The organism is Mesorhizobium dulcispinae (assembly GCF_033977345.1).
Lineage (GTDB): Bacteria > Pseudomonadota > Alphaproteobacteria > Rhizobiales > Rhizobiaceae > Mesorhizobium > Mesorhizobium dulcispinae.
The window spans coordinates 81,149-107,118 of record NZ_JAVIIY010000003.1 but is presented as its reverse complement, the minus strand read 5'-3'; the positions used below and the strand labels follow the sequence as shown (position 1 = coordinate 107,118).

The following is a 25,970-nucleotide window of genomic DNA, read 5'->3' as shown; positions in this document are numbered from 1 at the left end:
CCGTCTCGGCGCTGCGCGCCGATCCACCTTCCCCCACAAGGGGGAAGGAAGAAGCCGGACTTACTCGCCCGGGCCCTTGCAGGCGACGATCTGGTCCTTGGTGTAGGTGGTCCAGTCCGGAATCGAGATCGAGACCGGCCATTCGGGGCTGAGCGACGGGTCGGCGGCCGCCTTCAGCTTGGCCTTGCCTTCGTCGGTGGCGTTTTCCCAGAGCTGCGGCTCGACCAGGACGGTCTGCTGCGCCGGCTTCTTGCCGTCGAGGATCTGCAGTGCCAGCGTGATGCCGGCGCCGCCGATCGAACCTGGGTTGGTGACCGCAGCACCGACCAGACCCTTGACCGAGTTCAACTGGCCGACGAAGCCGGCATTGTCGGCACCGACAACCGGCACCATCGGCGCCTGCTGCTCGACCAGAGCGTCGACGATGACGTTGTCGATGCCGGAAGTCCAGATGCCGTTGATCGGCGCTCCTGTGGCGAGGAAGGAGAGGATCTGCTGCTTGCCCTGATCCTGCTGCCAGCCGGTGAAGACCTCCTGCGCCACCTTCACGTCGGGGAATTCGGCGAGGGCCTTCTTGAAGCCTTTGTCGCGGTCGCTGTCGGCAGAGGCGCCGGCGGCGCCGCGCATGTAGAGCACCTCGCCCTTGCCGCCCATCTGCTGGAACAGCCACTTGGCGCCGAGATAGGCATATTGTTCCTGGTTATTGGAGATGATGTAGGCGGACGGCTCGGTCACGGCCTGGTCGACGGCGACGACGACGATGCCGGCCTTGGTGGCTTCCTCGAGGCCGGCCTTGATGCCGGCCGGGTCGGCCGGGTTGACGACGATGGCGTTGACCTTGGCGCTGATGAGGTTGCGGATGTCCTCGAGCTGGCCGGCGGCGTCGGTGTTGCGGTGGGCGATGTTGAGCTTCGCCACTTCGCCCGAAGCGAGCGCCTGCGCCTTCATCGCGCAGATCATCTCCTCGCGCCAGCCATTGCCCTGCACGGTGTTGGAAATGCCGATCGTGTACGTGCCTTCGGCGGACGAGACGCCCACCGAGGCAAGCAGGGCAGCACCTGCGAGCAGCGGGCCCATGGTCAGGTATTTCTTCATTTCACTACTCCTCCACATTGACTGTCAGTTGCAGTTCCAGGGCTCCGATGCGATCGGAGCCAAGCTGTTGTTCCTTCATTTGACGAAGGGACGCAGCACGTCGCGGGCCAGCAGGAAACCGCGCTTCACCTTGTCGTCGCTCCCCTCGAACCGGCGGTCCTCATGCTCGATGATAACCGGCCCGTCATATCCGGCCCTATAGAGGCCCGAAAAGATGGTGCTCCAGTTGATATCGCCCAGCCCCGGCATGCGCGGCACCTGCCAGCCTATGCCGGCCGAAAGGATTCCGCGCTCGTACAAACCATCATGATCAATCATCAGGTCCTTGGCATGCACATGCAGCATGTGCGGGCCGAACTCGCGGATGAAGCGCTCCTTGTCGATCATCTGCCAGACGAGATGCGAGGGGTCGAAATTCATGCCGACATCGCCGCCCCAGGCCTCCAGGATGCGGCGCCAGACATAAGGCGAGTAGGCGATGTTGTGCCCGCCCGGCCATTCGTCATAGCTGAAGATCATCGGGCAGTTCTCGAAGGCGAGTTTCACGCCGTGCTCGCGTGCGTGGGCAATGATCGAAGGCCAGACCTTTTGCGCTGCCTCCCAATTGGCGTCGACAGTCTTCGAGGCGTCGCCGCCGCAGAAGGTGTTGACCAGAGAAACGCCCATGCGGCTCGCCAGCTCGATCACCTTCTTCAGGTGATCGATCACGGCCTCGCGATGCGCCTGATCGGGATGCAGGGGATTGGGGTAGAAGCCGAGGCCGGAGATCGTCAGGTCCTTGCCGGCAAGTTCGGCGGCAATGTCCTTCGCTTCCGACGCGGAGATGCCGGCATCGATATGGCTGGTGCCGGCGTAGCGGCGGCTGGCGCCTGACGCCCTCGGCCAGCAGGCGATCTCCAGTGCCTCGAAACCGACCGAGCGCGCCCAGTCGGCAACCTCGCCGAGGGCAGTATCCGGAAATGGCGCCGTGAGCAGTCCAAGTTTCATGATGCCTCCCACTTTGTACTATGCAGATCGTGCTGGTCGCTTCAACCGCGCATCTGTTGGTTCAGCGTAGACATGTCTGACAAAGGCCATCGGATCGTCTGAGAGCAGGCCATCGAGGCCGGCAGCGACATTTGCGCGGAACATGTCGCTGGCGGCGAGTGACGGGTCGAAGATGGCGTCGATAGCCAGGATTGCATCGGCGAGCGCCTTGCTGTCCGAACCGATGCGGTCGGCGATGGCCGCGATCCTCTCGGCAAAGGGATCGGACACCCGCCAGGCTCGGCCGAAGCGCGCTGACGCCTTGACCAGATAGGCCATCCAGCCGGCGATGGGCACCGACAAAAGCGCGATGCTTTCACCCTTCGCCAGGCGGTCGCGGATCGGGTTGAGCAGGCGCTGCACGATCTTCTGCGAGCCGTCCGTGGCGATCTGGTGGTTGCGGTGGCGGATCGCGGTGTTGGCAAGCCGCGACAGGCTCTGCTCCAGATAGGCCGGCGGCGAGATGCCGGGGACCGGCATCAGCGTCGGCAGCGTCTCTTCGCTCAGCATGCGGCGGACGAAGGTGGCAAGAACGGGATCGTCCATCGCGTCCGATGTGTGCTCGAAGCCGCCGAGCACGCCGAGATAGCTGAGCGTGGTCTGGGCGCCGTTCAGCACCCGCATCTTGAGATGCTCGAACGGGGTGACGTCGTCGACGAAGGTGGCGCCGACGAGGTCCCAGCGCGGCACGCGGCCGGCAAAGCGGTTTTCGATCACCCACTGGCGGAAGCGCTCGCCGACGACGACGGCGCTGTCGCGATAGCCGAAGCGCCCTTCCAAGGTATCGATATCGGCCTCGGTCGTCGCCGGCGCGATGCGGTCGACCATGGCGGAGGGGAAGGCGACATTGGCATCGATCCAGGCTGCGAGTCCGCCGCCGCGCCGTTCGGCGAATGTCCGCACGACACAGCCGAGAATGGTACCGTTGGCCGGGATGTTGTCGCAGGATAGCAGCGTCACCAGCCGGCCATGCGAGGCCATGCGCAGCTCGAGCGCCCGTGCTAGCATGCCGGGCACGCTGCGCGGCGCTTGCGGGTTAGCGAGATCGTGGACGATGTCGGGGTGGCCGAGGTCGAGCGCGCCGTTCGATGGGATGTGGCAATAGCCCTTCTCGGTCACCGTCATGGTGACCATCTCGATCTCAGGCGAGGAAAGCACCTCGAGCGCCGGCGCTGCACTTTCCTGGCTGTCGACGACACGCACGATGCTGCCGACGACGCGGGCTTCGACCTCATCGTTCTGGCGGATCAGTCGCGTGTAGAGGCCGCCCTGCCGGCCAAGCGTCTCTGCAAGCAGGGGAGGCCGGATGTTGATGCCGACAAGTCCCCAGCGGTCGAAATCCTTCGCCAGAAGGTCGTCGGTGTATTCGGCCTGGTGGCAGCGGTGGAAGGCGCCGACGCCGATATGCGCGATGCCCGGCTTGAGCGCGGCACGATCGTAAGCCGGCTTGCTTATTTCGGATGGCAAGCGGCCGAGCAAGGCGGGGCCGAGGCGCCCGGCGGCGCTCACCGGTTCGCTCCGACCACCCATTGCTCCTGGTCGATCAACGCGCCGGTCATCGGGCCGGTCGCGTCGGAGAGCAGGAAGACGGCGAGGTTGGCGATGTCGTTCACCGAGAACAGCCGGCCGAAGGGTTGCGAGGCGTTGGCGGCATCGAGCCAGCCTGGACCCTGGCCGAGCGTTTCGGCTTGCATGACGCGTTCGGCCGGCGTGTCCGTCCAGCCGACATTGATGCCGTTGACGCGGATGCGGTCGAAGCGATGCGCGTTGGCGGCGTTCTTGGTCAATGTCGCCAGCGCGCCCTTGGTGGCGGAATAGACGGCAAGCTCCGGCGCGCCGCAATGCGCGTTGATCGACAGGATGTTGACGATGGCGCCGCCTTTACCGCGCTTCTTCATGTCGGCGATCGCAGCCTGCATCAGGAAGAAAGGCGCGCGGGCGTTGACGGCGAACAATGGTTCCCAGTCGTCGAGGCCGGCATCGACGAAGGAAGCGCGGTCGGTCAGAGCCCCTGCGTTGACCAGGCCGTCGATGCGGCCGAAGCGCTCGATGCATGCTCCGGCGAGCAGCGCCGGAGTCTCCGGGTCGCCGAGGTCGGCGGCAACGAAAGCGGTAGGCGTGCCCAGGGCCGACAGTTCGGCCGCGACAGCGTCGCCGCGCTGCCTGTTACGGCCGGTGATCAGCAGACCTGCGGCGCCGGAGCGCGCAGCCGTCTCGGCGATCGCACGGCCCAGGCCTTGCGTCGATCCGGTGACCAGCACCACCTTGCCGTCGAGCCGAACCTCCATTCCTCCTCCCGGAACAAAGTTTCTATTTATTCAAATATGGAACAGCAGTTCCCTATAGTCAACCGATCAGCCTGCCCGGCGTGCGACGACGCCGTGGACCAAAGCCATGCCGACGGCCAGCGAAGCGGCAAGCGAACGGAAGCCGGCGAAATCCTGTTCCACCACCTCCAGCCAGGCGTCGGAGAGTTTCACCAGCGGCGAGAAGGTGCTGTCGGTTATGGTGACGATGTGCGCCCCACGCTCATGCGCGACGGCGACCAGGTCGGGCGTGATCGAATTGTAGGGGCTGAAGGAAACGGCGAGCACCGCGTCGCGCTGGCTTATGCAGCCGACCTGGTCGAACGCGGTCGAGCCGACATTGTCGACCAGCACGTTGCGCACGCCCTGTTGCGACAGCGTCAGCGAAACATAGGTGGTGACGGGGAAGGCACGCTTGCTGCCGATGACATAGATCAGCTCGGCTCCTGCAAGCAGGTCGATCATGGTCTCGAAGCGGTCGGTGTCGAAGCCGCTGCCGATGCGGCTTAGCGAGGCCTGCGAGGCGCCGACCATGCCGGCGAGGAAATGCAGGCTGGCGTTCGGCTCCTTGGCCGGCTCCTGACTGCCCTTCTGGCGACCCTCCGGCCAGGACCCTTTCATGTGGTCCTTGAACAGGGTCTGGAAATCGGAAAAGCCGGCATAACCGAAGACCTGCGCGAAGCGCACCAGCGTCGAGGGCTGCACGCCGGCCTGGTCCGCCACCTGGGCGATGGTGCCAAGCGCAACGTCGCTCGGATGCTGCCATAGGAAGATGGCGACCTGGCGCAGCCTTTTCGGGAAATGCACGGTGCCGGAGGAGAGCACGGCGCGCAGCTCCTCATAGGTTTGTGGTTTCGTGTAACCAAGTGCCACCAGCGAGCGGCTCTGCCTGCGAGGAGCGCTTTCGCCGGCGCCGGCCCGGCCGGATGAGGTTCGCGCGCCGCTCATCGGATGGGCCGGGTTGAAGCTATCGCGTATGAGGGGGTCCCAACCTTTGGTGGAGACCACCAATTGTCAAAGTCGGCGCCGCCCCTCATCCGCCTGCCGGCACCTTCTCCCCGTATAGTGACGGGGAGAAGAAGACTGGTCGCAGCCTCGGCGCCTTTCCTGCAATGCTGGCGATTGGCGAAACCGGCGATGGAAGCGTCCCTCTCCCCGTCACTATACGGGGAGAGGGTGCCGGCAGGCAGGTGAGGGGCAGCGCTAACGCCCGGAAAAAAGGGCGAACTCAAAACCTGAAGCGATTGGCGTGCTTCCATCGCCTTGATGAGCCGGCCGGCAGCCATGCGACGCTTCATTACCCGAACCCTCCTCCACGGTTTTTGCGTAAGGCTAGTGCGGCACGATCGTTTTACAAAACAAAATTTGGAAAGGTTGTTCGAAGTTGGCGGGGAGGCCCCTATAGTCCTGCGCTGCCAACGACAGCATCCGGGAGGAATCGAAACATGGTCTATGCAACCGCTGACGGAACCTCGCGCAAACGCCTGATGGTCGGCATGGTCGGCGGCGGCCGCAACGCCTTCATCGGCGCTGTACATCGCCTCGCCATGCGGCTCGACGACCAGATTTCGCTGGTCGCGGGAGCCCTTTCCTCCGATCCCGAAAATGCAGCGGCCTCAGCCGCCGAGATCGGCATCGCGCCCGAGCGCAGCTATGCCGACTATCGCGTCATGGCAAAGGCGGAAGCGGCGCGGCCGGACGGCATCGAGGCCGTCGTCATCGTCACGCCCAACCACCTGCATGCGCCGATCGCCACCGCCTTCCTCGAGGCCGGCATCGACGTCATCTGCGACAAGCCGCTGTCGACGACGCTTGCCGAGGCCGAAGCGCTGGTGGCGCTGACGAGGGCGAACAAGCGCCGCTTCGTCGTCACGCTCAACAACACCGGCTACGCCATGGTGCGACAGGCGCGCGAGATGGTTGCAGCCGGCGCGCTCGGCCGCATCGTCTCGCTGCATGGCGCCTATATCCAGGACTGGCTGACGCAGCCGATCGACGCGCAGGGGCAGAAGCAGGCCGAATGGCGCACCGACCCGGCGCGCGCCGGGCAATCGGCGGTGCTGGCCGACATTGGCGTGCATGCCTTCAACCTGGCGAGCTTCATCTCGGGCTTCGAGGCCGAGGCGGTTTCGGCGGACCTCTTCACCGCGGTGCCCGGACGGCGGCTCGACGACAATGCGCATGTGCTGGTGCGCTGGACGGGTGGGGCGCGCGGCACCATCCTCGCCAGCCAGACCTCGCCAGGCCATTACAACGACCTCTCCGTGCGCATCTACGGCGACAAGGCGGGGCTCGAATGGTCGGGCACACGGCCGGAGGAACTGCGCTTCTCGCCTTATGGCGAAGAGACGCGGACGTTGGTGCGCGGCGGCCATGGCTCAACGGCTGAAGCCCGGCGCGTGTCACGCATGCCGGCCGCGCATCCCGAGGGCTATATCGAGGCCTTCGCCAATTTCTACCGCGACGCCGCTGACATCATCCGGGCGCATCGCTCGGGCGGAACCGTCGATGCCGCGCGCGTGGCGCAGGTGCCGGACGTGGTCGACGGCGCGCGCGGCGTGAAGTTCGTCGCGGCGGCTGTGGAGTCGAACGCGGCAGGCGGCGCGTGGACGGCGGCGCGGTTCGGATAAGCGCTCCCAGTCCTGCGTTCTTTGAAATCAATCTGCTGCGCGACTTGGGGCGGGGCCCTCGACCGGCACGCGCTCGTCGCCGACCAACGATGAAAGCCCGTCGAGCACCAGGCTGCGAAACACGGAGTCGACCTCGGACGGCGACAGTTTCGGCTTCCGCTCGAACCACCAGTTCAGGGTCGTCAGGAAAGCGCCGACGATGAACTGCACGACGAAGTCGCGCGGAATAGCGTCGCTGTGGAGGGTGGAAGACAGTTCCTGCCGCACCACCTCCGACAGGATCAGGCGAATTTCGTTCTGCGTCACGGCGCCGCCTCGCCCACCGATCATCGTCCGATAGTGGTCGGCATAGCGGGCCGCATGCTCGAACATGGCCGTGCTGAAGCCAAGCGGATCGTCGTGTGATGCTTCGGCTTCCGCCCGCACCGCCGACTGCGCCTCCTTGAGTTCCTGCCGGAGCATCTGGAACCCGCTGCGGAGCAGGTCCTCCTTGCCGGTGTAGTGGGCATAGAATGTCGAGCGGCCGATGTCGGCCTCATCGATGATGTCCTGCACGGACAAGGCCTCGTAGCCCTTGCGCAGCATGAGTGTCATCAGCGCCTGATGAAGGGCTTTGCGGGTACGGGCGGCTCGCCGATCGATCTCACGCGGCATGGATCGCTCCTCCGTTTTCCGGTCCGCTCTCCTGAAGCGCCTGTCCTGGAACCTTTTCCGGGACGTCAGACCGGGACTGTCCACTAATGGACGTTCTGCCTGCATCGTCCGTCGAAAATTCCGGACAAGGTGTCCATTATCATACGAACTGTTTCGAAGCATCGCCAGTCGGCAGTCGCTATGCCGGCGTTCGCAGCCCTGGCGCTCCCGAAGAAAGGACGTGACGAACATGCATGATATGCGAAGCGAAGTGCGTACCGTTGGGGCTGCTATCGGCCCGGACGCCAACAAGGGTATCGGCTTTCCGCGCCTCTATGACCTGCTGGTCCTCATGCTGACCCGCGGGCGGGACCGGGCCTACCGCGAGGCTCTGCTCGATCTTGCCGGCCTGGCGCCCGGCTTCCACCTGCTGGACGTCGGATGCGGCACCGGCACCCAGGCGATTTCGGCCTGGCGCCGAGTGCAGCCCGGTGGATCGGTGATTGGCGTCGACGTCTCCGAAAAGATGCTTGCCGCGGCTCGCCGCAAGGCGAGCCGGGCCGGCCTCGATATCGCGTTTCATCATGCCGATGCGGCCGCGCTGCCGTTCGCGGATGGGTGCTTCGACGCAGTCACTTTCACGACGGTGCTGCACATGGTGCCGGAGGCGCGGCGCAGCCTTTGCCTGCGCGAGGCGTCGCGCGTCCTGCCGCCCGGCGGACGGCTGTTGCTGATCGACTACGCGGGCCCAGTAAGCGAGCGCGGACACATGTCGGCAAAACACGGCCTGCATGGCCAGTTCGACCTGCATCGCCTTCGCGAACCGCTGGCCGCTGCCGGCTTCGAGCGTATCGAAGGCGGCCCGCTCAACTGGCTCGGCCTGCACTACCTGCGCGCCGTCAGGGTGTGACGATTGCGGTGACGTCTCCCACCAACGCCTCCGGCCTCTCGGACTAGCGCCGAAGCGGGCCTACCCTCGAGTGCTTGGGCGGCACGTCGTTCTCATCCGGATTGGGGACGGGTTCCTCGTCCGGCAGCCTCTCCGGATCCGGTTCGCGCATCGGCTTCGGGTCGGGAAACGGCGGCGGCGTGGGGACCGGCGTCGGCGTCGGGTCGGGATTGGGGAGAATGGCCATAAAGTGATTTCCCTCGTTGCGCTGGCGAGCCGTCGGCGCGATGCGGTTTCCGGCAACCGGATATCTGCCCGACCAGAACATGATGGATTGACCTCCGCATCCGGCGCTTCATCGAAACCTGATTGGCCGGCGGCTGACGCTTGGCAGAACGGTCACGACCGGGGATGGTTCCACATTGATCGCGCCGCGTTTCGGCGGCGCCGGGCATGAATGACGATCAAATGATTTCCCGTCGTCCATTTCGCCCTTGCCGGAGCCATGCAGCGCCTTAGTTCCGTTGCGGGGCGGGTGATCATCTGCCGACATAGGAGGCGGCCTTGAAGCACCAAACCGTAGACCAACTCAATGCCGTTGCCGACGTTCATGCTGAAGCAGCGGTTCTCATCGCCAGTCGGGGCCAACGCCTCGAACGCTGGGCGCAACTTCTCGAGCAGGATCCCGGCCGGCGCCTCATGGCGCTTGCGGGCACCGAATACGCCACTCCGGAGGTGCGTGAAAAGATGCGTTCCACCGGATCGCCGATCACTGTCGCTTTCGAGGACCCGATCTTTCGGGCCCAGGGCTTGCAAGACGACACTTACGGCGAAGCGAAGCGCTTCTTCGAGCTCAGCGACTGGCAGTTGCATGAGGTCGTCTGCCATTGCCATGTCGGCGCCAATCTGCCGGCACGCTGGGCGGCGTCCCGCGTCCGCGCGGCCATCACTCCCGGCTCGGGCATCCTTGCCTGGTTGAGATCGGTGTTCATGCACTGAAGCGATTGCCGCGGTTCGTGGAACCGCGGCTGTCGTTCAATACCTGACTTGCCTAGGACGGAGGGGAGTTTCCTGCTCTCCCCGCCCATCGGCAGCTGGAGCGGTTCAGAGTTTCACGGAACGCCGAACCGCTCTATCTCTTTGTTTTCACGCAACTTCGTAGGGAACCGTTTCACGCTTTGCCTGGGATAGCTCCAGGCTTGGCGGCCCGTGCCACCAGTCAGCGATCGATCTCGCCGAACACGATATCGAGCGATCCTATGATGGCCGCAACGTCGGCGATCATGTGTCCGCGCGACAGATAGTCCATCGCCTGGAGATGAGCGAAAGACGGCGCGCGTATCTTGCAGCGGTACGGAACGTTGCTGCCGTCCGAGACCAGATAGACGCCGAATTCCCCTTTCGGCGCTTCCACCGCGGCATAGACCTCGCCGCGTGGCACGCGGTGCCCTTCGGTGTAGAGTTTGAAATGCTGGATCGTCGCCTCCATCGAGCGCTTCATGGTGGCGCGCCGCGGCGGCGTGATCTTCGGGTTGGGCGCGGCGACCGGTCCCGCACCGTCGGGCGAGCGCAGTTTTTCCAGGCACTGCCTCATGATCCGCACCGACTGGCGCATCTCCTCCATGCGCACGAGATAGCGGTCGTAGCAGTCGCCGTTCTTGCCGACCGGAATGTCGAAATCCATCTCGGGGTAGCACTCATAAGGCTGCGCCTTGCGCAAATCCCAGGCGGCGCCCGAACCGCGCAGCATGGGGCCGGAGAAACCCCACGCCCAGGCGTCATCGAGAGAGATGAAGCCGACATCCGCGTTGCGCTGCTTGAAGATGCGATTGTCGGTGAGAAGGTCCTCGAGATTGTCGCAGACCTTGAGGAACGGGTCGCAGAAGGCCCAGATGTCGTCGAGCAACGCTCCCGGCAGATCCTGATGCACGCCGCCGACCCTGAAATAGTTGGCATGCATGCGGGCGCCGGATGCGCGCTCATAGAACACCATCAGCTTCTCGCGCTCGGCGAAGCCCCAGAGCGGCGGCGTCAGCGCGCCGATATCCATGGCCTGCGTGGTGACGTTGAGCAGATGCGACAGCAGCCGGCCGATCTCGCAAAACAGGACGCGGATGAGCTGCCCGCGCCGGGGAACCGACAGTTCGAGCAGCTTCTCGGCGGCGAGGCAGAAGGCATGCTCCTGGTTCATCGGCGCCACATAGTCGAGCCGGTCGAAATAGGGCAGGGCCTGCAGGTAGTTCTTGTATTCGATCAGCTTCTCTGTGCCGCGGTGGAGTAGGCCGATATGCGGATCGGCGCGGTCGACGACCTCGCCGTCGAGCTCCAGCACCAGCCGCAGCACGCCGTGCGCCGACGGGTGCTGCGGCCCGAAGTTGAGCGTGAAGTTGCGGACTGCGGTTTCGGCCATGGCGGCCCTTTCGCGGACTCTGGTTTGTTTTGCCGGCCCGTCCGGTCGAGCGCGCCAGAGCAATTCCAGGAAAAGTGCGCGGCGGTTTTCCGTCCGGAATTGCGTAAAAACAAATGCTTAGAGCGGGCCTGCGAGCCTATCAAACGCTGAACCGCTCTGCGCGGCGCCGGTCACGTCGTCGTCTGGATGATCAGCGTCAGCGTACCGTCGCCATCGATATTGGCGGCGACGACCTGCGATGAATTCAAGCCGTTCGCGCGCAGGACCGATACCGCCTCGGGCGAGTCGTCGATCGACTTCTGCAGCTTCGCCAAGTCCTTCGCGGTCGTCCTGGTGACCACGGCTTCCGCCTGTGTCTTCACTTCAGCGGGCAGATCCTCCATCGCCACCACCACAACGTTGGTAAAGCGCTGACCGGGATTTTCCGGATCGGGTTGCGCTTGGCCGGGCGAAGGCTGCTGTGCCGGAGGCAAGGCCTGCGGCGGCTGCGGATCCGCACGTTGAGCGCAAACCGGCTGAGCCAGTGCCAGGGCCGAAAGCGTGAGGATCATCGTCAATGTCCGCATCGTCTTTCCTCCATGTCTCGAAGTCTGACGACACAACCCCTCCACGGGACGATGGTTCCCGGCGGCAGGCCTGAGTTGGCGGTGCAGGCCGGCCGTTCAGAGCCTCCATTCACCGCCAACCAAAGATCAGACGGCCAGCACCGACAGCGCCGCGGCCTGCAGGCGTTCGAACGCTTCAAAGCGCCTGTCGTGCCAGGCGGCAAGCGAGGGATTGGGCGGGTAGACCTCGCCTACCTCCGACATCGCCGACATGGCCGCCGGAAGGTCGGGATGGCGGCCGGCGGCGACTGCACCGAGCATCGCCGAACCGAGCAGGACCGGCTCGGGAGAGGTCGGCGCGTAGACCACCTTGCCGGTCGCGTCGGCAATGAGCTGCCGCACCAGCGGGCTCTGCCCCGCGCCGCCGCTGATGGCGATCGTGTCGATCCTGATGCCGCAGGCGCGCATGGCCTCGACGATCTGCCGCGCGCCATAGCCGAGGCCGCTGAGGCCGGCGAGATAGAGCGCGACGAGGCTGTCGGCGCCGGTCGCCATATCCAATCCGGCGATCAGCCCGCGCGCGTCGGGGTTGGCCAAGGGGGCACGGTTGCCGAGAAATTCGGGAACGACATGCAGGCCGCCGATCAACCTGTCCGCCTTGGCGGCGCCGCCATGCCGCTCCGCCTCCTGCGCCAGCCACTGGCTGAGGCTTTGACCGCCGCGCGCCGCGACCCCGGCAAGCTCGACGGCGGCGGGGTGCATGCCGACCAGGCGATCGATGGCGGCGCCCGCGGCCGACTGGCCGCCTTCGTTCAGCCATAGGCCCGGCACCATGGCGGAGAAGTAAGGACCCCATACCCCCGGCACGAAGGCCGGCTGCTCGGTCGTCGTCATGGTGCAGGCGGAGGTCCCGAAGACATAGGCCATGCGTGTCGTCACACCGCCGGCGCCGCCGCGCGCGCCGACCGAGCCGATGCCGCCGGCATGGGCGTCGATCATGCCGGCGGCCACCGGCGTTCCAGGCAAAAGGCCAAGCTCGGCCGCAGCCTCCTTCGTCAAGCCGCTGGAGAGCGGGCTCCCGGGCGCCACGATCTCTGTGCCGATCCGCGCGAATCTTTCGTCCGCAAGCGCGCCCAGGCCAATTTTACGGAAATAGGCGTCATCCCAGCGCGCCTCATGCGCCAGATAGGTCCATTTGCAGGTTACCGTGCAGGTTGAGCGCGCCAGGCTGCCGGTCGCCCGCCAGGTGAGGAAATCGGCGAGGTCCATGAACTGCCATGCCGCGACGAAGGTCCGCGGCATGTTCTCGGCGAGCCATAAGAGCTTCGGCGTCTCCATCTCGGGCGAGATGGTGCCGCCGACATAGCGCAGCACGTCCTCGCCGGTGTCGTTGATCCTGCGCGCCTGCTCGGTAGCGCGATGATCCATCCAGACGATGATGTTGCGCTCCGGATCGCCAGACGGGCTGACCGTCAGCGGCGCGCCGCCTGGTCCCAGAACGACAAGCGAACAGGTGGCGTCGAAGCCGATGCCCTGCACCGATTGCGCCGAGATGCCTGCGAGCGCCACGGCCTCGCGGACGGTGGCCGCAACGGCGCGCCAGATGTCGTTGCTCGATTGCTCGACGATATGGCCTTCGGCATGCCAGACGGCGATGTCGGCCTTGGCGGATGCAAGCATGGCGCCCGCTTCGTCAAAGACGCCCGCGCGGGCGCTTCCAGTTCCGATGTCGATGCCGATGAAATGGGTGCTCATCACTCAACTCCGCGGCTGGTTGCGCCGGTTTCCATCGTTTCGATGCCGCTGTCTGCTGAGCCAGCTAAGCCGCTTTCGCCAGGCTGATGTTGTGCAGTGTCAACCGCCGGAAATGCGAGGGCGTCATGCCCTTTTCGGCGAGGAACTGCCGGTTGAAGTTCGAAAGGGTGTTGTAGCCGACCTCGAAGCAGATGTTGGTGATCGAGGCTTGCTCGTCGCTCATCAGCATCTGGCAGGCCAGATTGATGCGCAGCCGCTTCACATACTGCACCAGCGTCATGCCGGTGTGCTGGCGGAAGGAGCGGGAAAAGACGCTGGGCGACTGGCCGGCGATGGCTGCCAGATCCGTCTCGCTGAAGGGCTGGGTCAGGTTCTCGCGCAGATAGGCGAGCGCCTTGTTGATGCCGGCCGACATGTAGCCCGACGGGTCGGGCAAATAACTTGCGCTGGCGAGCATCCGCGCGCCTTCCGCGCGGCTGAGCAGGCCCATCATCATCATGAACAGCTCGATGCGGCGCACGCCTTGCGAATTCATGATCTCTTCCATCAGGGGGCCAAGCTGCCGGCTGGTCTGCCGGCTGAACAGCACGCCGCGGCGCGAGGCTTCGAGCACCGGCGTCAGCGCGCCAAGTTCCGGGAAGGTGTTGATGGCCCCGTCGATGAAGCCCTCGTTGAACTGGATGATGCGGCAGCGCAGCGGCACCGTCGCATCCTTCGGCACGTCGCTCACCCAGTTGTGTGGCAGGTTGGGGCCCGTCAGCACCAGATTGCCCGGTTCGAACTCGCCGATGAAGTCGCCGACGAAATAGCGGCCGCGCGTTGCGACGATGAGATGCAGTTCGTATTCCGGATGGAAATGCCAGCGCACCGTGCGGAACGGATAGCCGTGCGACCAGGCGGTGAAAGATTCGCCCGGCCTGATCTGCACAACCTCGAGATCAGGTTTCATCGCTGTTCCTCCACTATCGAAGCCTCAAGACGCATCCCCTCTACGACGCGCCTTCTCCCATCGGCCTCGTGCCAGCCAAACTACTGAGCCGACGAACCTGGCGCCACCCTGTTCCCGTCGCATCATTGGTACTTTTTTGACTATTCTGAGCCTCTACGATTGCTGCTGGTTCCTTCAAACGCCGCCGCGCTCCTCGCTTCTGATGCGGAAGGCATCGACGGCGATCGCGAGCAGGATCATCGCGCCGCCGATCATCTGGATGTAATAGGCCGAGACATTGATGAGCTGCAGGCCGGTCTGGATGACGGTGATGAGCAGCGTGCCGCCAAGCATGCCGATGACGCGGCCGCGGCCGCCGAAGAGCGAAACGCCGCCGATGACGGGTGCTGCCACGGCATAGAGCAGCGTCGTGCTGCCGACGGTGACGCTGACGCCGCCGAGATAGGAGGTGTAGAGGAAGCCGGCGAGACCGGCCAGGAAACCGGAAGCGGTGAAGGCGCCGAGCCTCGCGCGCCTGACGTTGATGCCCGCGGCGTTCGCCGCCCGGCGGTTGCCGCCGGTGGCATAGAGGTTGCGGCCCCAGGCCGAATAGGCAAGTACGACATGGGCGAGCAGATAGGCGACGAAAAGCGCGATCGGCATCACCGGCCAGTTGCCGACGGTGGCGCTGCCTATGTAGCTGCAGCCTTCGTCGGTGACGACCATGGTGCGCGCCTGCGTGGCGCCGAGCACCGCGCCCTGTAGGAAAAGCCCCATCGCCAGCGTGGCGATCAGCGAATTCATGCGCAGATAGGCGACGAAGTAGCCGTTGAGCAGGCCGACGAGGACACCGGCGGCGATGGTGACGAGCACGGCGAGCGTCCAGTGGACGCCGAATTGCTGCATGGCATAGGCGCCGACCATGCTCGAGAAGACGAGATTGCCGATCTAGCGGCTGCGCCATCGTTCCCGGGAAGCAAGGGTTGGACTGCCGGTTCGCGGCACGCGGAGTCAAAAATGTATGCGTCGCCGAAAGCGCGACCGGTAGCCCACGCCGCGCGCTGCGGCTATCTGTGTTCGCGACAGGCTGCGCGCCGAAATCGAAGGGATGGAAAGAAATGCAACACTGGATCGGAACCTGGAGCGCAAGCCCGATGAATGTCTGGCCGGGAGACGCCGTGCTCTACGGCTTCCACCGGCAGACCGTGCGCCAGGTGTTGCGCCTCAGCAGGGGCGGCGAGAGGTTGCGATTGAGGCTTTCCAACGAATATGGCGCCTCGCCGATTCGTATCGGCGCCGCCACCGTGGCCGTTGCCGCGAAAGGCGGCGCGGTCGAGGCCGCCAGCATCCGGCAAGTGACATTCGGCGGCGAGAAGCAGACCGATCTGGCGCCCGGCGCGCCGCTGCTCAGCGATGTTGTGGACCTCGCGGTTGCCGATCTCGGGCAGATTGCCGTCAGCCTCTATTTCCCCGATTTCGCGCCGATCGAGACCTACCACTACGAGGCGCAGCAGACCGCCTATATCTCCGAGTTCGGCGATTTCGCCGAAGCGCCCGAACTGCCTGTGCAGCAGACCTCGACCAGCCGCTATTTCCTGAGCGCCGTCCTGGTCGAGAGCGGGCCGGGCAGCGGCTCGCTGGTTTGTCTCGGCGATTCCATCACCGATGGCTTCGGCTCGACCGTCGACGGCAATGCGCGCTGGCCGGACCGGTTGGCGGAGCGGCTTGCGACGGGCGGCCGGCTGTCAGGCATCGGCGTCCTCAACCAGGGGATCGGCGGCAACCGCGTGCTTGCCAGCCGCGCCCGCGGCGCCAACGCGCTCGCCCGCTTCGACCGCGACGTGCTGAGCTTTCCCAACGTCCGGTGGATTTCAGTGCTGGAAGGCATCAACGATATCGGCTGGCCGGAAACCATGCTTGCCGGGGGCCAAGAGGCCGTCGCTGTCGAAAGCCTGATCGCGGCCTACCGGCAGTTGATCGCGCGCGCCCGCCTCAACGGCATCAAGGTTTTGCTCGGCACGCTGCCGCCCTTCGGCGGCGCGTTCGAGGGCCAGCCGCTGAAGACCTTCTACTCTGCCTCCAAGGAACGCGACCGCCAGGCGGTGAACGCCTGGATCAGGACATCGGGCGAAGCCGACGCAGTCGTCGATTTCGAGCGCGCGCTGACCGATCCCGCCAATCCGTCCAAGCTGCTCGCCGCCTTCGATTGCGGCGACGGCCTGCATCCGTCCGACGATGGCTATGCCGAGATGGCCAAGATGTTCGAGAGCGCTTTCGAGGGTCTGGTTGCGAGCTAGCGGACCAACTTAGCTCCGAATTGATGGGCGGAGGGAGCTTTTGGTTCGGCAAGCTCCCGCCGCCATGCCGGCCGATCAGGCCGCGTATTTCGCCATAACGGGTTGCCTCGACCACTGGGCATACCAGGCGTCGAACAGCTTGAGTTGCTGCTCGGCATAACCGCGCTGGCTGTCGCTCAGCGCGTCCGTCTCGTTGAAGTGCAGCCGGTACTCCGGGTTACCCTTCAGCACCATCATGTGCTTGAAATAGAGCACCAGGTCCGGACCCTCGTCGAACGAGGAGAGCACACCAAGAGCGGCGTCCAGCTCCAGCGCCAGCCGGCGCGCTTCGGCATCGCCCTTCGCCGCCGCCTGGCTGAGACCGACGAGATGCAGCACTTCCTTGGGCAGCACGTTGCCGATGCCGGTGATGGCGCCCGAGGCGCCGCAATTGACGAAACCGTGGAAGACGGCGGTGTCGACGCCGATCATCAGCGCAACCTCGTCGTCGCGGCTGGTGATGTTTTCCGCCGCATAGCGCAAATCCGCCGGACCGCCGAACTCCTTGAAGCCAACCAGGTTCAGATGTTCGGCCCGCAACGCGAAGAACAGATCGGCGCGCGTGGCAAAGCCGTAATAGGGGCTGTTGTAGATGACAGCCGGCAGGTCGGGGGCGGCGGCAAGGATCGCCTTGAAGTGGTGGCGCTGCGCCGTCACCGACGGTCCGCGCGACAAGACGCGCGGGATCACCATCAGGCCGCGAGCGCCGACCTTCTGCGCATGCGCGGCGTGGGCCACGGCACTGGCGGTGTTGACCGCGCCGGTGCCGACGATCACCGGCACGCCGGCTTTCACCAGCCGCTCGACGCCTTCCATGCGCTGCGCGTCGCTCAGCAAGGGCCAGTCGCCCATGGAGCCGCAATAGACGACCGCCGACATTCCGGCGGCGATCAGCTCGCGGCCCTTGCGCACGAGCGCTTCGAAGTCGGGAAGGCGATCATTCGTGCAAGGCGTCATCAGCGCCGGCATGCAGCCGGAAAAGACATTGGCGTTCATTCGGATTCTCCTTGAGGCTGGCGCGCAGATTGGTCAGTTTGTCCCGGAGTGATACCGCTTGCCAAGCGGATAGTCGTGGTCGACAGGGAGAAACAATGCGTACCAGATTCAGCATTCGCGTCGTCGGTTGCCATGCCGAGGGTGAGGTCGGCGATGTCATCGTTGGCGGCGTGCTGCCGCCGGCCGGCCGCACGATGATGGAAAAGATGATCACGATGGAACGCGATCACGACCACATCAGGCGCATGCTGATCTGCGAGCCACGCGGCAGCGTTGCCCGGCACGTCAATCTCCTGGTCCCCTCGACGCGCGAGGATTGCGTCGCCGGCGCCATCATCATGGAGCCGACGGAATACCCGCCGATGTCCGGCTCCAACACGATCTGCGTCGCCACCGTACTGCTCGAGACCGGCATGGTGCCGATGAACGAGCCCGAGACGCGCTTCAAGCTCGATATGCCTGGCGGCGTCATCGAGGTGCGCGCCGAATGCCGCGACGGCAAATGCCTGTCGATCACTTTCCGCAACGCCCCTGCCTTCGCCGAACGCCTCGACGCCAATATCGAGGTCGAGGGGCTGGGAACGCTGAAGGTCGATATCGCCTATGGCGGGATGTTCTACGCCATTGTCGATGCAGCCGCGCTCGGCTTTTCGGTCACGCCCGACGAGGCGCGCGAGCTGGCCGTCATCGGCGAGAAGGTCCGCCACGCAGCGCGCGAGCAGCTCGATGTCGTGCATCCGGAATTCGACAATGTGCGTGGTGTGTCGATTGTCCAGTTCGCCATGCCGTTCCAGGGCCCGGGCAACGTCACGCGCAACACCTGCATCGTCTCGCCCGGACGCTCCGACCGCAGCCCGACGGGAACCGGCACATCGGCCCGCATGGCCGTGCTGCAGGCAAGGGGCCTGATGAAGGCCGGCGATGTGCTCATCCATGAATCGATCATCGGCTCCCGCTTCACCGGCAGAATTGTCGATCTGACCGAAATCGCCGGCCGCAAGGCGATCGTGCCGCAGATCACCGGCCGCGCCTGGATCACGGGCGAGCACAACTACTATCTCGATCCGACGGATCCTTATCCGCAGGGCTATGTGCTGTCGGACACGTGGGGTACGTCGACCTCGGTGATGCAGTAGCGCGACCGGCGATGCCGAGGGGCCGGCAAAACATGGAGCCATGCGTCCACATTTCGGGCTAATGTTCAGCCTGTCGCCTTTTGCCAAGCCTCGAAAGCCCGGGCGAATCGATGGAACCCTTCGTCTATAACGGCCAGCCGGCCCGCGTCATTTTCGGATCCGGCACCATCCGGCAACTGCCCGAGGAACTGGACCGGCTGGGTTTGACGCGGGTCGTTGTTCTGGCAACGCCGCCGCGGGAGCCAGAAGCGCGACGCCTTGCCGAACGGCTCGGCGACCGCGCCGCCGGCGTCTATGCGCGGGCGACGATGCACACGCCCGTGGAGATCACGGAGGACGCAGTGCGCGTCGTCCTGGACCTCAAGGCGGACGGGCTCGTCGCCGTGGGCGGTGGGTCGACGACCGGCCTCGCCAAAGCCATTGCGCTGCGCACCGACCTGCCGCAGGTCGTGGTCCCGACCACTTATGCGGGCTCGGAAATGACGCCGATCCTCGGGGAAACTAGGGATGGCGTGAAAACCACCCAGTCGAGCCCAAAAGTGCTCCCGGAGGTCGTGGTCTACGACATCGACCTCACCCTGTCGCTGCCTGCCGCGATATCCGGCGCCAGCGGCCTGAATGCGATCGCGCATGCGGTCGAAGCTCTTTATGCCAGAGAGCGCAATCCCGTCATCAGCCTGATGGCGACGGAAGCGATAGGCGCGCTCGCCGCCGCCCTGCCTGTGATCGCCATCGACCCCGGTGATCGGGATGCGCGCGGCAAGGCACTCTACGGCGCCTGGCTTTGCGGCATCTGCCTGGGCTCGGTCGGCATGGCATTGCACCACAAGCTCTGCCATACACTCGGCGGCAGCTTCGACCTGCCGCATGCCGAAACGCATGCGATCGTCCTGCCGCACGCGCTTGCCTACAACGCGCCGGCAGTGCCCGACGTGATGATGAGGCTGCGAGACGTGCTCGGCACGGACGATCCGGCCGTGGAGCTCTACGATCTCGCAGGGCGGGTCGGCGCGCGGCGTGCGCTCGCGGACATCGGCATGCCCGAAAGCGGCATCGAGCTTGCGACGGACAGGGCGCTATCCAACCCTTACTGGAACCCGCGCCCTCTGGAGCACGATCCTCTGAGGGGACTGATCGCCCGGGCCTACGCCGGCGAACGGCCGCGCTCCTGAAGCGCGGCGACATCTGGAGGAGGATGGGCAAAGCCGAGGCTGTTGCCGCTTGCTCCGAAATCGACGTGATAGACCGTCCATCGCGTTTCCGACTAGATGGGGCGCCCGGCTTGCTTTTGGGGTGGGATTGAGGTTCGCAAGCCGGGCTATGCGCCGATTGATGGCCGGGGGGCTTGGGGTGGTTTATCAGTCGGCGCGATCGGGAGAGTGTCTGATTTGCCTGCGAGCCGGCAATCGACGGAGGTCCATGCTTCCAAACGCATTGGTCCGAGTAAACGAAACATATAGCCCCGTATTGATTGAATGCGGGCTGGTCAGATCGACAGCGACAGAGTTCGACAACAGGTGATGCCGCTCAGATGTACGTGGGCCTTTCTTTTTCGGGGGCAGTTCATCCGGCCTGAGCCTGGATGCAAACCGCGAGGTTTTTGCGTGGCGGGCTTTTTGTTCCCTAGTACCCGCCAGCCAGTCAGCCCGCCGGGCTAGGAGAGACGGTTGGGGTTCCCCGGCCCGGCGGGTTTTGCTTCTGGCGGCAGGCAGGCCGGTGCGCCGAACCGCTTGCCTACAACGCACCGGCGGTGCCCGACGTGATGGTGAGGCTGCGAGACGTGCTCGGCACGGACGATCCGGCCATGGCGCTCTACGATCTTGTAGGGCGGGTCGGCGCGCGGCGCGCACTCGCGGACATCACATGCCCGAAAGCGGCATCGAGCTTGCGACGGACAGGGCGCTGTCCAACCCTTACTGGAACCCGCGCCCTCTGGAGCGCGGTGCTCTGATGGACCTGATCGCCCGGGCCTATGCCGGCGAACGGCCGCGGTCCTGAAGCGCGACGAGACCAGACCTGACTAGGAAGTGATGGCCTCTCCTGGCTATCGGCAGCCCCTTGTTCAAGGGCAACGGGAAGAGGGCAGCGGGAAGGCTGCGACGTGACGGCACCCCGCCCGTCGTTTCGCTCTATGCAGTTTCGCTCTATGAAATGGCGGAGAGAGCGTCTTTCGAATTTGCGCTTAAGGTGTTGTAATTATTGGAATTTTCTCCGCGCTTGTTACGCAGTTTGTTACGCAGCCGCGAGTGACCGCTTTGCGCCCAATGTCGGCCGCAACGATGTTGACTGCAGTTGCCTATAAGCCGACATCTGATTGGGGGTCGCGCTAGACAATCCACGGTGGCGCCACGACGTGCAAGTGATCCTGATACCATACTCGGTAGGCCTGCGACTTGGACGATCGTCTGCCGCAGCCCGATTAAGGCAGGCGCTCGCCATTTCGCGCCGCGGCGAAGCTTCTGGTCCGCGATACCCTCCGATCCAGCTATTCGTACCGACCGTTTTCGCCTGCGGGAACAACGTTGTTCGAAACATATGCGGAAATCACGTCTGCCATGAGTTCCAAAATTGCATCTTTCGAGGCGTCGTCGGTCATTTCTCTCTCCTCTGATTGACCGTGCATCTTGTTCACTGCGCCACGGCTCTCGACGCGAAGCGTGGCCCAGTCGTGACATCGATGATCTCGGGTGTCGTGCTGTCGACGACGCCGTCCCAGCCGCCGCCGAGCGCCTTGTTCAATGCTATATAGTCGGTGGCGATCGACACTCGGCTTTGGAGCAGAGTGTCATCGGCTGAGTAGGCCGATCGCTCGGCATCCAGCACATCGAGAAGGCTCGTCTCGCCCGCCTTGTAGAGCGTCCTTTCCAGCCGCGCGGCTTCGCCATAGGATTTCGCGGAAGAGGCGAGCCTGCCGTTTCTGATGCGCTCCTGCGATAGTGAAACCGTGGAGTTCTCCACGTCTTCCAGCGCGGTCAGCACGGCGGCCTTGTATGCAACGAAGTACTGGTCGCGCTGGGCTTTGGCGACGTCGACGGCCGCCCGCAACTGGCCGCCGTTAAACAGCGGCACGCTGAGCGACGGACCGAACGACCAGCCGATGGTGGAGTTCTTGCCGAGATCGCCGAGCTTGAGGGATGTGGTGCTGATGTCGCCGGTCAGGCTGACGCTCGGATAGCGCGCCGCCTCGGCCTGGCCGATCTTGGCGGTGGACTGTGCATATTGCCGCTCGGCCATGCGCACGTCCGGACGGATGAGCAGGATGTCGGCCGGGATGCCGGTCGGGATCGGCAGGCGGGGCGCTGGGATCGGCTTGGCGCGCTTCAGCCGCTGGGTTAGGGCCGCCGGCGGCCGGCCAGTCAGCACCGAAAGCCGGTGCACGGCTTCCGCGTAGCTTGCTTCCAGCGTCGGAATCTCCGCTTCCGTGCTGCTTGCCTGTCCCATGGCCTTGGCGACATCTGCCGCCGTCGCGGTGCCGGCCAGGGCCATCGTGCGGGTAAGCTCGGCGGTCTGCCTTTGTGACGCAGCCGAGCGCCGGGCCAGCGCGATGCGGGTCTGATAGCCACGCGCCTGGATATAGTTGGAGGCGACATCGCCGACCAAGGTCAGCAGGGTCGAGCGCAGGCTTTCCTCGGAAGCGTCCAAGCCGTAGCTGGCGGCCTCGACGCTGCGGCGGTTGGCGCCGAAGAGGTCGAGTTCCCAGCTGGCATCGAAGCCTGCCTCGTACTGGTCATAGGCTGTGCTGGTTGCCGTGCCCGAGCTGGTTGCTGCGGTCCTATTGCGGGTGGCCGAGGCCGAACCCTCGGCGGATGGTAGCAACTTGCCCACCGACTGGCGGTAGCTTGCCCGCGCCTCGCGGATTTTGGCCTTGGCGGTCGCGACATCGAGATTGCCGGCGACCGCTTCCTCCACGAGCGCGTTCAACTCGGGATCGCGCAGGCGCTGCCACCATTGCGACAGCTGCGCCGGCTTAGCCGGCTTCACCGCCTTCTGCCCGCTCCAACTCGCCGGCATTGCCAGAAGAGGCTTCTGGTAATCCGGACCGACGACGCATCCCGAGAGCAGGGCAGCGGCAAACGCGGGCAAAAGAAGCCCCTTCGCGGTCGCGAGACCGCGTTCAAAACCTGGCATGGAAAGAAACCTCTATTCTTGAGTGGCTGTGGCTGGGGTCCCGTCCGAATTCTCGTTGGCTGCCTTGCCCTTGAAGATGCGGCGCACCGTGACCAAGAGAAGCGGCACCAGGAAGACGCCGATCACGGTCGCCGCGATCATGCCGCCCATCACGCCGATGCCGACCGAGTTCTGCGCGCCCGAGCCCGCGCCGCTGGCGATCGCCAGAGGTGTGACGCCGAGGATGAAGGCCAGCGACGTCATCAGGATGGGCCTCAGGCGCTGTCGCGCCGCTTCGAGCGTTGCTTCGACCAGGCCCATGCCTGCCGCCTGCCGCTCAATGGCGAACTCGACGATGAGGATGGCGTTCTTCGAGGCAAGGCCGATCGTGGTGAGCAGGCCGACCTTGAAATAGACGTCGTTGGTCTGGCCAAAGAGGGTGGCCGCCGCCAGCGCACCGAAGATGCCGATCGGCACCGACAGCATCACCGCGAAGGGGATCGACCAGCTTTCGTAAAGCGCGGCAAGGCACAGGAACACGACAAGCGCCGAAATCGCGTAGAGCGACATCGCCTGGTTGCCGGAAAGCTTCTCCTGATGCGACAGGCCGGTCCATTCATGCGAATATCCGGCGGGCAGTTGCGCGACCAGCCTGTCGATCTCGTCCATCGCCGCGCCTGAGCTTTGGCCGGCGGCCGCGGCGCCCTGGATCTCGACCGCCGCCGAGCCGTTGTAGCGTTCGAGGCGGGGCGATCCGTAGGTCCAGTGGCTGGAGGCGAAGGCCGAGAACGGCACCATGGCGCCGCCGGAGTTGCGGACCTGCCATTTGTCGAGATCTTCCGGTTGCATACGGAAATCCGCGTCCGACTGCAGATAGACCGGCTTGACCCGTCCCCGATCGATAAAGTCGTTGACGTAGTCGCTGCCCCAGGCGCTCGACAGCGTGTTGTTGATGTCGGCGAGGCTGATGCCGAGCGCGCTCGCCTTTTCCTGGTCGATGTCGACCGAGAATTGCGGCTGGTCCTCCTGACCGTTCGGGCGTGTGTTGGCAAGCAGCTTGCTCTTTGCGGCCAGACCCAGAAGCTGGTTGCGCGTCTGGATCAGCGCGTCATGGCCGGCGCCGTTGACGTCCTGCAAATAGAAATCGAAGCCGTTCGTGTTGCCGAAGCCCTGGATTGCCGGAGGGGCAAGCGCGAACACCTGCGCGTCCCTGATCGCCCTGAAGGCGCCCATGACGCGGCCGGCGACCGCAGGCGCTGCCAAGGCCGGCGACTTACGCAGGTCGAAATCCTTCAGCCGCACGAAGGCGATGCCGACATTCTGCCCGGAGCCGCCGAAGCCGAAGCCGGAAGCCGTGAACACGCCTTTGACCGCGTCCTTCTCCTCGTTGAGATAGTGGTCGGTCACCTGAGCCAGCACGCGCTGGGTGCGGTCCTGCGTCGCGCCGGCCGGCAGTGAAGCGCTGGTGATCAGGATGCCCTGATCCTCATCCGGCAGGAACGAGCTCGGCAGACGGGCGAACATCCAGCCCATGGCAACGACGATGGCGAGGAACACGGCAAGGAAGCGCCACGACCGGTTGATGATGCCGTGCGAGCCGTCGCGGTAGGCGATGGTGCCGCGATCGAACATGCGGTTGAACCAGCCGAACGGACCCCTTTGCGTCGCATGGTCCTTGGCCGGGCGCAGGATGGTGGCGCAGAGCGCCGGCGTTAGCACCAGTGCCACCAGCACCGAGAGCACCATCGCCGAGACGATGGTGACCGAGAACTGCCGGTAGATGATGCCGGTGGATCCGCCGAAGAAGGCCATCGGCACGAACACGGCCGACAGCACGGTGGCGATGCCGATCAGCGCGCCGGTGATCTCGTTCATCGATTTGCGCGTCGCCTCCTTCGGCGGCAGGCCTTCCTCGTGCATGACGCGCTCGACATTCTCGACCACCACGATGGCGTCGTCGACGAGCAGGCCGATGGCCAAAACCATGGCGAACATGGTGAGCGTGTTGATTGAATAGCCGAAGAAGGAGAGCACGCCGAATGTGCCGAGCAGCACCACCGGCACGGCGATCGTCGGAATGATGGTAGCGCGCAGGTTCTGCAGGAAAAGCAACATCACCAGGAACACCAGCACGATCGCTTCGGCGAGCGTCTTCACCACTTCCTCGATCGAAAGCCGCACGAAGGGTGAAGTGTCATACGGGTAGACGACCTCAACGCCTTGCGGGAAGGTCGAGCTCAGGCGATTGATCGTCGTGCGTACAGCTTCCGCCGTGTTGATCGCGTTGGCGCCGGTCGCCAGGCTGACGGCGACGCCGGCGGCCGGCTTGCCGTTGTAATGGGCTTGGGTGGTGTAGCTTTCGGCGCCGATCTCGACCTTGGCGACATCGTTCAGCCGCACCAGCGAGCCGTCGGTATTGCTCTTCAGGATGATGTTGCGGAACTGCTCGGCGGTCTGCAGCCGGCTCTTCGCCGTCACCGTGGCGTTGAGCTGTTGGCCCTTGCGCGCCGGGAGCCCGCCGAGCTGGCCGGCCGAGACCTGCGTGTTCTGCGCCTCGACGGCCGTGGCGACATCGCTCGGCATCAGCGCGTATTGCGCTAGTTTGTCCGGGTCGAGCCAGATGCGCATGGCATAGCCGGAGCCGAAAAGCTGCGTCGAGCCGACGCCTTCGACACGCTTCAGCGTGTCGTTGACGGTTGAGTCGACATAGTCCGCGAGGTCGGTCGAGTTCATCTTGCCGTCGCTGGAGACGAAGCCGATGACCATCAGGAAGCCGGTCGAGGATTTGGAGACGGTGATGCCGTTGTTCTGAACGACCTGCGGCAGCTGCGACTGCACGAGCTGCAGCTTGTTCTGCGTCTGCACCTGGGCGGTGTCCGCGTTGGCGCCGCTGGTGAAGGTCAGTGTGATCGAGGCCTGTCCGGTCGAGGTCGACGTCGCCGTCATATAGTCGAGATTGTCGATACCGGTCATGCCCTGTTCGATGACCTTGGTCACCGAGTTCTCGACGGTCTGGGCGTCGGCGCCGGGGTAGGTGGCGCTGATGTTGACGGTGGGGGGAGCGATCTGCGGGTATTGCGAGATCGGCAGCGACTGCAGCGCCAAGAGGCCGCCCAGCATGATCACGATGGCGATCACCCAGGCGAAGATCGGCCGGTTGATGAAGAATCCCGACATC

Annotated in this window: 22 protein-coding genes; 7 read left to right on the top strand and 15 right to left on the bottom strand. The window is 64.9% G+C overall.

The features are described from left to right. Window positions 1–60: 60 nt before the first annotated feature. The 5 genes from RFN30_RS08370 to RFN30_RS08350 form a co-directional block, all read right to left on the bottom strand. On the bottom strand, window positions 61–1,095 hold the full coding sequence (locus tag RFN30_RS08370) for an ABC transporter substrate-binding protein (RefSeq protein WP_320261632.1): 1,035 nt from the start codon (window positions 1,093–1,095) through the stop codon (window positions 61–63). A 75-nt stretch (window positions 1,096–1,170) separates the two neighbouring features. Further along, complete coding sequence (locus RFN30_RS08365; protein WP_320261631.1) at window positions 1,171–2,082, bottom strand: sugar phosphate isomerase/epimerase family protein; 912 nt, start codon at window positions 2,080–2,082, stop codon at window positions 1,171–1,173. An 18-nt stretch (window positions 2,083–2,100) separates the two neighbouring features. Next, window positions 2,101–3,630 carry a mannitol dehydrogenase family protein gene (locus RFN30_RS08360; RefSeq protein ID WP_320261630.1) on the bottom strand — a complete coding sequence of 510 codons (1,530 nt, stop codon included), beginning with the start codon at window positions 3,628–3,630 and terminating at the stop codon, window positions 2,101–2,103. Further along, the gene (locus tag RFN30_RS08355; RefSeq protein WP_320261629.1) at window positions 3,627–4,409 is read right to left on the bottom strand and encodes an SDR family oxidoreductase; all 783 of its coding nucleotides are present in this window, start codon (window positions 4,407–4,409) and stop codon (window positions 3,627–3,629) included. Before RFN30_RS08355 ends, RFN30_RS08360 begins: the two co-directional genes overlap by 4 nt. A gap of 66 nt (window positions 4,410–4,475) precedes the next feature. Then, on the bottom strand, window positions 4,476–5,375 hold the full coding sequence (locus RFN30_RS08350; protein WP_320261628.1) for a MurR/RpiR family transcriptional regulator: 900 nt from the start codon (window positions 5,373–5,375) through the stop codon (window positions 4,476–4,478). 497 nt (window positions 5,376–5,872) lie between these two features. Between RFN30_RS08350 and RFN30_RS08345 the strand changes: the two genes are divergently transcribed. Then, the gene (locus tag RFN30_RS08345; protein ID WP_320261627.1) at window positions 5,873–7,057 is read left to right on the top strand and encodes a Gfo/Idh/MocA family protein; all 1,185 of its coding nucleotides are present in this window, start codon (window positions 5,873–5,875) and stop codon (window positions 7,055–7,057) included. Between the two features lie 27 nt (window positions 7,058–7,084). Here RFN30_RS08345 and RFN30_RS08340 read toward each other — a convergent pair whose 3' ends face one another. Then, on the bottom strand, window positions 7,085–7,711 hold the full coding sequence (locus RFN30_RS08340) for a TetR/AcrR family transcriptional regulator (protein ID WP_320261626.1): 627 nt from the start codon (window positions 7,709–7,711) through the stop codon (window positions 7,085–7,087). 229 nt (window positions 7,712–7,940) lie between these two features. Here RFN30_RS08340 and RFN30_RS08335 point away from each other — a divergent pair, with 229 nt between their 5' ends. After that, window positions 7,941–8,600, top strand: coding sequence for a class I SAM-dependent methyltransferase (locus RFN30_RS08335; RefSeq protein WP_320261625.1), 660 nt, complete (start codon window positions 7,941–7,943; stop codon window positions 8,598–8,600). 43 nt (window positions 8,601–8,643) lie between these two features. Here the strand turns inward: RFN30_RS08335 and RFN30_RS08330 are convergent, their stop codons facing one another. Continuing rightward, window positions 8,644–8,826 (bottom strand): hypothetical protein, encoded by a 183-nt coding sequence (locus tag RFN30_RS08330; RefSeq protein WP_320261624.1) that lies wholly within the window; start codon window positions 8,824–8,826, stop codon window positions 8,644–8,646. 317 nt (window positions 8,827–9,143) lie between these two features. Between RFN30_RS08330 and RFN30_RS08325 the strand changes: the two genes are divergently transcribed. Beyond that, the gene (locus RFN30_RS08325; protein ID WP_320261623.1) at window positions 9,144–9,578 is read left to right on the top strand and encodes a hypothetical protein; all 435 of its coding nucleotides are present in this window, start codon (window positions 9,144–9,146) and stop codon (window positions 9,576–9,578) included. A 220-nt stretch (window positions 9,579–9,798) separates the two neighbouring features. Here RFN30_RS08325 and RFN30_RS08320 read toward each other — a convergent pair whose 3' ends face one another. The 5 genes from RFN30_RS08320 to RFN30_RS08300 form a co-directional block, all read right to left on the bottom strand. Continuing rightward, the gene (locus tag RFN30_RS08320) at window positions 9,799–10,989 is read right to left on the bottom strand and encodes an NADH-quinone oxidoreductase subunit D (protein ID WP_320261622.1); all 1,191 of its coding nucleotides are present in this window, start codon (window positions 10,987–10,989) and stop codon (window positions 9,799–9,801) included. Between the two features lie 170 nt (window positions 10,990–11,159). Continuing rightward, window positions 11,160–11,540, bottom strand: coding sequence for a hypothetical protein (locus tag RFN30_RS08315; RefSeq protein WP_320261621.1), 381 nt, complete (start codon window positions 11,538–11,540; stop codon window positions 11,160–11,162). 141 nt (window positions 11,541–11,681) lie between these two features. After that, on the bottom strand, window positions 11,682–13,289 hold the full coding sequence (locus tag RFN30_RS08310) for an FGGY-family carbohydrate kinase (RefSeq protein ID WP_320261620.1): 1,608 nt from the start codon (window positions 13,287–13,289) through the stop codon (window positions 11,682–11,684). A 64-nt stretch (window positions 13,290–13,353) separates the two neighbouring features. Next, window positions 13,354–14,238 carry a helix-turn-helix domain-containing protein gene (locus RFN30_RS08305; RefSeq protein WP_320261619.1) on the bottom strand — a complete coding sequence of 295 codons (885 nt, stop codon included), beginning with the start codon at window positions 14,236–14,238 and terminating at the stop codon, window positions 13,354–13,356. Window positions 14,239–14,412: 174 nt separating this feature from the next. After that, window positions 14,413–15,165 carry an ABC transporter permease gene (locus RFN30_RS08300; RefSeq protein ID WP_347349918.1) on the bottom strand — a complete coding sequence of 251 codons (753 nt, stop codon included), beginning with the start codon at window positions 15,163–15,165 and terminating at the stop codon, window positions 14,413–14,415. Window positions 15,166–15,335: 170 nt separating this feature from the next. On the opposite strand from RFN30_RS08300, the gene RFN30_RS08295 reads away from it, so the two are divergent. After that, the gene (locus tag RFN30_RS08295) at window positions 15,336–16,514 is read left to right on the top strand and encodes an SGNH/GDSL hydrolase family protein (protein ID WP_320261617.1); all 1,179 of its coding nucleotides are present in this window, start codon (window positions 15,336–15,338) and stop codon (window positions 16,512–16,514) included. Between the two features lie 75 nt (window positions 16,515–16,589). Here RFN30_RS08295 and RFN30_RS08290 read toward each other — a convergent pair whose 3' ends face one another. Then, on the bottom strand, window positions 16,590–17,549 hold the full coding sequence (locus RFN30_RS08290) for a dihydrodipicolinate synthase family protein (RefSeq protein ID WP_320261616.1): 960 nt from the start codon (window positions 17,547–17,549) through the stop codon (window positions 16,590–16,592). A gap of 95 nt (window positions 17,550–17,644) precedes the next feature. Between RFN30_RS08290 and RFN30_RS08285 the strand changes: the two genes are divergently transcribed. The 3 genes from RFN30_RS08285 (at window position 17,645) to RFN30_RS08275 (ending at window position 20,683) form a co-directional block, all read left to right on the top strand. Further along, window positions 17,645–18,685 carry a proline racemase family protein gene (locus tag RFN30_RS08285; protein WP_320261615.1) on the top strand — a complete coding sequence of 347 codons (1,041 nt, stop codon included), beginning with the start codon at window positions 17,645–17,647 and terminating at the stop codon, window positions 18,683–18,685. A gap of 110 nt (window positions 18,686–18,795) precedes the next feature. After that, on the top strand, window positions 18,796–19,857 hold the full coding sequence (locus tag RFN30_RS08280) for a maleylacetate reductase (protein ID WP_320261614.1): 1,062 nt from the start codon (window positions 18,796–18,798) through the stop codon (window positions 19,855–19,857). A gap of 691 nt (window positions 19,858–20,548) precedes the next feature. Next, window positions 20,549–20,683 carry a hypothetical protein gene (locus RFN30_RS08275; protein ID WP_320261613.1) on the top strand — a complete coding sequence of 45 codons (135 nt, stop codon included), beginning with the start codon at window positions 20,549–20,551 and terminating at the stop codon, window positions 20,681–20,683. Between the two features lie 630 nt (window positions 20,684–21,313). On the opposite strand, the gene RFN30_RS08270 is transcribed toward RFN30_RS08275, so the two are convergent. Together RFN30_RS08270 and RFN30_RS08265 are read right to left on the bottom strand one after the other, a co-directional pair. Then, window positions 21,314–22,813 carry an efflux transporter outer membrane subunit gene (locus tag RFN30_RS08270; protein WP_320261612.1) on the bottom strand — a complete coding sequence of 500 codons (1,500 nt, stop codon included), beginning with the start codon at window positions 22,811–22,813 and terminating at the stop codon, window positions 21,314–21,316. Window positions 22,814–22,825: 12 nt separating this feature from the next. Then, window positions 22,826–25,969, bottom strand: coding sequence for an efflux RND transporter permease subunit (locus RFN30_RS08265; protein ID WP_320261611.1), 3,144 nt, complete (start codon window positions 25,967–25,969; stop codon window positions 22,826–22,828). Window position 25,970: the final 1 nt, after the last annotated feature.